Here is an 8,660-nt window from a genome sequence, read left to right as displayed (position 1 = left end):
ATCACTCCTAGTAAATGTGGTTTTGGTCGATTACATTTTACCAGAGTTTTGTCACTGTCTCATTTTTTTTTGTTCAAAAAAATTGGTGCTGGTTTATACTCACCAACACCAAATATTATAGAGCCTTTTTATAAGGAAATATGTTTTTGATGCACTTTTGATGATCAGACAAGATTTTTTGATTCTTGGAGTTCACCGGACGACATCATTATAGTCGCTTTATTAACCTATGAATGTATAATAACGTTCAGGTCTTCCAATTTTTCCATATAAGTATTCCACTTTGATAATGCCTTCATTATATAAAAATTCCAGATATCTTCTGGCAGTGCTTCTGCTCAATCCAAGATTTTTCGCCAATCCCTCAGCGGTAATACCTTCTTTCGTGGTTTTTAAATAATTTAAAATCTTCTCTTTCGTTACTTCGTCGATTCCTTTTGGATTCAATTCTTTTATTGTAGTTGAAGTATTATTCCATAACTTATTAATATCTTCTTTACTTAATTTCGTGTTGGATGATAAAAGGATTTTTTTCGCCCGATAACGTTCTAAACATTCTTTGAATTGTTGAAAAGTTAATGGTTTCAGCAGAAAATCGACTACTCCGCTGTTATAGGCCATCTTTACAATGTCTACTTCAGAAGCTGCTGTTATTAAAATGATATCAACAGGCAATTTTTTCTTTTTAATGTATTCAATTAACTCTGTACCTAATTTTTCAGGAAAATAGATGTCCAATAAAACTAAATCAGGTTTCAGCGTTTCTAACCAGATTTTAGTTTCTTCCACATCGTTAGATATCCCCACAGTAGTAAATCCCTCAATTTTATTGATGAATTTCTCGTGAATATTGGCAATACGAATATCGTCATCTACAACTAAAACTTCGATATTCAATGTTCACACCCCTTTTGGTATACAAATGTAAAATAAAGCTCCGCCTAGATCCCCTTTTTCTAATGTAATATTTCCATTCAATTTTTCTATGCTTTCTAAAACAATTGATAATCCATAGCCCCGGTTTTCCGGATTTTTTGTAGAAATTCTTTTTTGCGTATAAGTATTTAACATTGAATAATCAATGCCATCCCCGGAATCTTCAACTTCAAAAATCAGTTCATTTTTTAGCTCACGGATATAAATGCGAACAACGCGATTTTCAACATCTAGATGTTCCACTGCTTCAAAAGCATTAATTACTAAATTTCCTAAAATCGAGATAATAATATGTTTATCGCTTATGGTCGTCAGCTTTCCACAATAACTGTCCTCATCCAAGATTAAGTTGACTTTTAATTCTTTAGCACGATTATAAAAACCAATAATTAAACCAATTAAAAAAGAGTCTTTAATATGTTTGGTGATAAATGCCAGTAAAGTGTTATTGCCAATACGCTCTTTATTAATGAGCCTTTGCACTTCCTCATATTCTTCCAACTCGATTAGTCCAGAAAGGGTATACAAAAAGTTATTGAATTCATGTGTTTGGGCACGCAATGATTCAATATATGTCTTTACCTGAGATAATTCCCTTGCAATTAAATCTACATCATCAAATAATTTAAAGCTAATGATGACTCCTTCCAGTTCCTCATTATTTCTATAAGGCACGCTATTAAATATGATTTTTTCCTCTTTATAACGGATAGATCGATTCAATTCCGGTTTGCCGCTGGAAATCATATGATCGATATTCCGATCTTCAAAAACCTCCATGATATTTTTGTTTACGATGGTACTATCTAAATTTAAAATTTCTAAAGCGCGCTTATTGACATATGTAATACATTTATTACTATCTAAGATAATAATTCCTTCATGAATTGATTCTAAAATGGCATTTTTCTCCTTCAACAATAAACTAATTTCTGAAGGTTCATAATCAAGTAATTCTTTTTTAATGCCTGTTGCTAAAAAAGTTGAAACCAAAATAACAACGAAAAAGATTAAGATTAAACCAATGGCTAAATATTTGAAATAATTGAGATTCATTTCATAAATTTGGTCATACAAAAATCCAACCGATACAACACCAATAATGTCACCATTCTCATCTTTCACGGGAGCTTTTCCCCGTAAAGCTTTTCCCAGTGAACCTTCCGCGATGGAGACATAGGATTCCCCTTTGACTAAAGCGCGGTAGTTATCATTGCCCACCATTTTTTTGCCTATTTTATTAACATCCGGATGGGTATAACGGATGCCGTTTTCATCCCCAAGGACAACATATTCAGCACCTATCTGCTCCTTTATGTCTGTGGTGAATTGTTGCAGTTCTGGCGTGGGCTCCGATTTTTTCAATCCTTCGATAACAACGGGATGTTCAGCGACTAATTGTGCTGAACTTAGGGCGCGCTTGCCCAATTCATTTTTAACGGCTTCACTTAAATTGATAAAACCAAACACAAGCATAATTAAAATGATGATTAAAGCGAATATAAAATTATATTTTATAAAATAGTCCTTTATCGATTCACCATACATAACATCACTCCCCATACAGTCTATTTTTAATGTATTGACTATTAAATTCCCATTGTTCACTAAATTTTTTACTAATTCTGAAAAATGTTCTGATAGATATTATATTTAAAAAACACCTATAATAGCTACTTACTTTTCGCTCTTAGCGATTTATATATAGTCCCCTTTATCCTCATATTGGTAAGTTTCATCAACAATTTCTCCGAGTGTTCACCTTCCATGCCTTCGCTCCCTGACAATTCCATCGATAGAAGAAAATAATGTTCCCGTGAACAATATGATTTTTATTGCAATTATAGATAAAAAAGAGTTTATTTTCTAAATATTTAAAAAATATGTGGTGTGTATTTTAATAACGATATAAGCGTTTACAAAAGCGTTTACGATTCAAAAAAGGGGAGGAAAAATTCATGAAGAAGTGGGTTACGTTTTTGATAATCAGCATAGTAGCTGTTTTATTAACGGCATGTGGGAAGAGCGAAGGAAGTTCTTCCGGTTCAGGTAAAGGGAATTATCCAAACAGCACAATTACCATTGTTGCTCCAACAAGTGCTGGTGGGGGATGGGATTTAACAGCCCGTGCAATTGCCAAAAACTTATCTGAAACAAAATTAGTAGAAAAACCAATCGTTGTTGAAAACAAACCTGGTGGCGGCGGTGTCACTTTTATGGCTACATTTGCTACAAAAGAAGCCAATAATGATTACATGTTAATGGTTAAGTCACCACCAATTATTATCAATAACTTAAAAGCTGAAGGTAATAGTCAATTTGGATTCAGAGATACAACTCCATTAGCTCAGTTAACAAAAGACTATGGCGCAATCGCTGTAAAAGCTGATTCTAAATACCAAACTTTATTTGATTTATTAGAAGACATTAAACGAGATCCGAAATCCGTTACATTAGCTGGTGCTTCATCTCCAGGTTCTATGGACCATCTGATTACGATTTTGCCGGTTTATAAATATGGAATCGACCCAAAATCTGTTAAGTATGTTTCTTTTGATGGCGGTGGAGAATCCGTAGCCTTATTAGGTGGAAATGCAGATGCCATTGGTACAGACGTTTCTACAATTTCACAATATGTGAAAAGCGGACAAGTTCGCGTATTAGCTGTAACAGCTCCTGAAAGAGTTTCAATTGAAGGTTTGGAAGATGTGCCGACTTTAAAAGAATTAGGATTAGATACTGAATTTACAATTTGGCGTGGAATTTTTGGTCCAAAAGAAATGTCTCAAGAAGCAAAAGAATATTGGATTGAAAAACTTACAGCTTTAAATGAAACAGAGGAATGGAAAGAAGATTTAGCTCGCAATGGCTGGCAACAAGAATTTAAAAGCGGAGAAGATTTTGAGAAATTCTTAGAAGAACAAGAAGTGGTAATTAGCGACTTACTCAAAGCTTTAGGTATGCACAAATAATAATACAGGAGGTACCTGAGTGAATTTAAAATTCGATAAAATCAGCAGCTTAGTCTTTTTCATCCTTGGTTTATTTATATTTTTGGAGTCGAGAAAAATTTCGCAAAGTACTTTGGACACTGCAATTGGACCAGGTGTTTTTCCCGCGGTGATAGGCATTGCCTTAATGGTGCTTAGTGTTGTTTTGTTTATAGAAACTATCAAATTTAAAAAGACTTATAAAATCATTGAGAAAGAAACCGAGAAGGAATCAAATGATGAGGAAAGCCAATCCAATAAAAAAGTCTTTTTCATCATTATCATTTCTACATTCTTATATATTTTGTTGCTTGAAAAAATTGGTTATGTCATTACAACATTTCTGTTTTTATTTGTCGCATTTCAAACCCTTGAAAGATCAAAATGGATTACTTCGTTTATTGTAGCAGCATTATTTACAGGAACTATTTACGTAGGCTTTGTTAAAATCTTGGGCGGTAATCTCCCTGGCTTGCCATTTTAAAAGGGGGGTATATAGATGGATACAATAAATTATTTAATTGACGGATTTACTGTAGCTCTATCATGGTACAACATCTTGTTTGCGCTTCTTGGAGTCATCATCGGTACATTAGTAGGGGTTTTGCCTGGCATCGGCCCAATGAGTGGTGTTGCCTTACTCATCCCCGTAACAGCTACGCTCACTTCTGGGATGCCGCTAGAAAGTGCTGCTACAAGTTCAATCATCCTTTTAGCGGGTGTATATTATGGTGCAATGTATGGTGGCTCCACTACTTCCATTTTGCTGAATACACCTGGTGAATCATCTTCAGTTGTGACGACGCTAGATGGATACCAAATGGCACAACAAGGACGGGCAGGAAGTGCATTGGCTATAGCAGCAATTGGTTCATTTATAGCCGGCATAGTGGCGTTAATTGGATTGATTTTACTAGCAGAACCATTATCTAAATTAGCCATAGACTTTAGCCCAGCAGACTATTTTTCTCTTATGGTATTAGGATTGGCTGCTGTAAGCGGTTTAGCAGGGAAATCCATTACGAAAGCGTTAATTATGACATGCGCAGGTTTATTTTTAGGAACTATCGGAATTGATGTGGTGACTGGGGTTGCAAGATTTACATATAACCAGTCCGTACTATACAGCGGAATAGAGTTTTTAACTGTAGCAGTAGGATTATTTGCATTAGGTGAGGTATTTAAAACTATTTTGGAAAAAGATTATAAACAAGAGGAAATTTCCAAAATCAATCGAATTATCCCGACGAAAGAAGAAATGAAGGATAGTGCAGCTCCTATTGCGCGGGGTTCGATTTTAGGATTTTTATTAGGCGTACTTCCAGGTGCAGGAGCAACGTTATCTTCGTTTTTTGCCTATTCCCTGGAAAAGAAAGTGAATAAAAAACGAGACAAATTAGGAAAAGGGTATATTGCGGGAGTGGCTGCGCCAGAGTCAGCAAATAATGCAGCTTCTGGTGGAGCAATGATTCCTCTATTAACATTAGGCATTCCAGGATCCGGTACTACAGCTATATTAATGGGTGCGCTGATTATGTATAACGTGCAGCCAGGCCCCCTATTATTTGAAGAAAAACCAAATGTGGTTTGGGGCTTAATTGCCAGTATGTTTATTGGCAATGTCATGCTTCTTATTTTAAATTTGCCGTTAGTAAAAGTATTCGCCAAAATTATTGATACACCAAAGAAATATTTATTGCCTATTATCATTGCTATTTCAATTTTTGGTGTATATGCGGTTCAGTATACAACTTTTGATTTGATATTATTGCTTGTTTGCGGGATTTTGGGCTACCTTTTGTCAAAAAATGATTTTCCAGTTGCCCCGCTGGTTTTGGCATTGATTTTAGGGCCAATCATGGAGAGCAATATGCGGAGAGCACTTACAATCTCAAACGGGGATTATAGCGTCTTCATAAAAGAACCATTTTCATTAGCATTTTTAATTATTGCGCTTTTATGGATTTTTATACCATTGCTATTAAAAATGCGCGGTAAAAATGTAGTGATTAGCGATGAAGGATAATAAATAAGGATGGGGAAATGAGCATGGTAAAAACAAACGAAATTAAGGGGACAGATCGTCTATTAGAAGAAATAGCAGATTATGTCATGGATTATGAAATTACAAGTGAAGAGGCTTTCAAAACGGCCAGTTATATTTTAATTGATACAATCGGCTGCGGCATTCTTGCTTTGCAATATCCGGAATGTACAAAATTGTTGGGGCCAATCGTGCCAGGTACAATTGTTCCAAATGGAGCTCGTGTACCAGGTACCCCTTACGTATTAGATCCGGTTACTGCTGCATTTAATATCGGAACAATCATAAGATGGCTAGATTACAATGACACATGGCTGGCAGCTGAATGGGGCCATCCTTCTGACAACTTGGGAGGTATTTTAGCAGTAGCGGATTATATAAGCAATGTAAACATTTCAAAAGGAAAAGCGCCTTTAACGATAAAAGATGTTTTGGAAATGATGATTAAAGCCCATGAAATTCAAGGGGTTTTAGCGATTGAAAACAGTTTAAACCGCGTAGGTATTGACCATGTTCATTTTGTTAAAGTAGCTTCAACCGCTGTCATAACAAAAGCTCTTGGAGGGACAAAAGAAGAAGTCATCAATGCATTATCCAATGCTTGGATTGATGGAGCAAGTTTAAGAACTTATCGCCATGCACCAAATACAGGTTCTCGAAAATCTTGGGCCGCAGGGGATGCAACAAGCAGAGCTGTTCGGCTTGCGATGATGGCTGTAAAAGGAGAAATGGGTTACAGAACAGCCCTTTCAACAAAAACTTGGGGATTTGAAGATGTAGTTCTTAAAGGAAAACCATTAAAATTAGCCCAACCTTTAGGTTCATATGTAATGGAAAACGTACTATTTAAATTATATCCAGCAGAATTCCATGGACAAACAGCAGCTGAATGTGCAGTTAAATTACACAAAGAAGTGATCAACCGCTTAGATGAAATAGAGAAAATTCAAATTACAACCCAAGAATCAGCTATTCGTATTATTGATAAGGAAGGGCCATTGAACAACCCTGCTGACAGAGATCACTGCATCCAATACATTACAGCAATCGGGTTACTTTATGGTGATATCACGGCCGATCATTATGAAGATGAGACTGCAGCTGATCCTCGTATTGATGCATTGCGTGCAAAAATGTATACAGTGGAAAACGAGCAATATTCAAAGGATTATTTAGATCCTGAAAAACGTTCCATTGCAAATGCAGTCAAAGTATTCTTTAAAGATGGCACTTATATCGAAATGGAATGTGAATATCCAATTGGCCATAGATTTAGAAGAAATGAAGCATATCCGCTAGTGGACAAAAAATTCATGCAAAACGTGGCAACTAGATTCAGCCCAAAACAACTTGCTGAAATTGAAGAGAAATGCATCAATAAAGAGAAATTAATGAACTTGACAGTACCTGAATTTGTGGAACTATTCATCTAATTGGGGGGACAATATGCCTTGGATTATTGATCAGCCCTTAACCCAACAACAACTTTACGAGAATTTTAAAGAATTAGTGATTCAGGAAAGTATTTTGCAAATTCCTGGTGCACATGATGCAATGGCAGGGCTAATTGCTAAACAAGTAGGTTTTAAAGCTCTGTATCTTTCCGGAGCCGCATTAACTGCTTCAAAAGGATTGCCTGATTTAGGAATCGTTACATTAGATGAAGTAGTAAATCGCGCAAAAGAAATTATTCGTGCTACTCAATTGCCTTTACTTGTAGATATCGATACAGGGTTTGGCGGGATATTAAACGTAGCTAGAACCGCTGTTGAAATGGTAGAAGCAGGCGTAGCCGCAATTCAAATTGAAGATCAAGACTTGCCAAAAAAATGCGGCCATTTAAATGGCAAAAAGCTAGTTACAGCTGAAGAAATGGCGCAAAAAATTCATACAATTAAAAAAGTGGCACCATCATTGTATATTGTTGCGAGAACGGACGCTTTTGCTGTAGAAGGCTTGGATTCAGCTGTGAAACGCGCTGAATTATATATAGAAGCAGGTGCAGATGCAATTTTTCCAGAAGCGCTAGAAGACAAAAAGGATTTTATAAAATTTAAAGAAACTATTAAAGTTCCGTTATTAGCAAACATGACTGAATTTGGAAGGACGCCATATTATACAGCCGAACAATTTAAAAATATGGGATATAGTATGGTTATTTATCCTGTAACATCTTTAAGAGTTGCTGCAAAAGCCTATGAAAATGTATTTAAATTGATAAAAAATACGGGAACACAGATTGATGCTCTAAACAATATGCAATTGCGCAGTGAACTTTACGAGACAATATCTTACTATAAATTTGAAGAATTGGACCAAACCATCTCAAAAACTATTCTTTCCGATAAACAATAAGAGATAGAAAAATTTGGTGTGTTTTAGAAAGAAGTTCAAATAAGATGAAGCCTGTGAATTGTACAACTTGTATAATTCGCAGGTTTTTTTATTTGTTCAAAAACTTGGCTAAAAGAAGAAAACAGTGTTTTTCTATAACCTCTATATGCATGAATAAGCCTCTAGATATATATATTGAAATTAGAAATAATATTTAAAAAACAAAATATTTTAGGAAACTTTAGGAAAAAATGCATTTGACAAAAATAAGGAGATTATGTTATGTATTAGTTAAATTTAATTTTCAGAAGATTACTTCAATTCTTTATATTAATATAAATTCGGTTCTCCAAAAA

7 protein-coding genes are annotated in these 8,660 nt (G+C 35.2%); 5 read left to right on the top strand and 2 right to left on the bottom strand.

Translation table 11 applies throughout. The features are described from left to right. Positions 1–222: 222 nt before the first annotated feature. Both HF990_RS12515 and HF990_RS12510 read right to left on the bottom strand, forming a co-directional pair. Complete coding sequence (locus HF990_RS12515; RefSeq protein ID WP_096550084.1) at positions 223–897, bottom strand: response regulator; 675 nt, start codon at positions 895–897, stop codon at positions 223–225. 3 nt (positions 898–900) lie between these two features. Further along, on the bottom strand, positions 901–2,484 hold the full coding sequence (locus HF990_RS12510; RefSeq protein WP_168412717.1) for an ATP-binding protein: 1,584 nt from the start codon (positions 2,482–2,484) through the stop codon (positions 901–903). A gap of 410 nt (positions 2,485–2,894) precedes the next feature. Here HF990_RS12510 and HF990_RS12505 point away from each other — a divergent pair, with 410 nt between their 5' ends. Genes HF990_RS12505 through prpB form a run of 5 tightly spaced genes read left to right on the top strand, consistent with a single transcriptional unit; the run spans position 2,895 to position 8,325 of the window. Beyond that, entirely contained in the window at positions 2,895–3,908 is a 1,014-nt protein-coding gene (locus HF990_RS12505) for a tripartite tricarboxylate transporter substrate binding protein (protein ID WP_096550086.1), read from the top strand. A gap of 19 nt (positions 3,909–3,927) precedes the next feature. Further along, positions 3,928–4,410, top strand: a complete 483-nt coding sequence (locus HF990_RS12500) for a tripartite tricarboxylate transporter TctB family protein (protein ID WP_168412716.1) — start codon at positions 3,928–3,930, stop codon at positions 4,408–4,410. Between the two features lie 15 nt (positions 4,411–4,425). Next, positions 4,426–5,952 (top strand): tripartite tricarboxylate transporter permease, encoded by a 1,527-nt coding sequence (locus tag HF990_RS12495; RefSeq protein WP_168412715.1) that lies wholly within the window; start codon positions 4,426–4,428, stop codon positions 5,950–5,952. Between the two features lie 23 nt (positions 5,953–5,975). Next, entirely contained in the window at positions 5,976–7,403 is a 1,428-nt protein-coding gene (locus HF990_RS12490; protein ID WP_096550089.1) for a bifunctional 2-methylcitrate dehydratase/aconitate hydratase, read from the top strand. A gap of 13 nt (positions 7,404–7,416) precedes the next feature. Continuing rightward, the gene (gene prpB / locus HF990_RS12485; protein ID WP_096550090.1) at positions 7,417–8,325 is read left to right on the top strand and encodes a methylisocitrate lyase; all 909 of its coding nucleotides are present in this window, start codon (positions 7,417–7,419) and stop codon (positions 8,323–8,325) included. Positions 8,326–8,660 lie beyond the last annotated feature (335 nt).

It is taken from the genome of Ureibacillus thermosphaericus, assembly GCF_012396605.1.
GTDB classification, from domain to species: domain Bacteria; phylum Bacillota; class Bacilli; order Bacillales_A; family Planococcaceae; genus Ureibacillus; species Ureibacillus thermosphaericus.
This window is presented reverse-complemented; position numbering and strand designations above follow the sequence as displayed.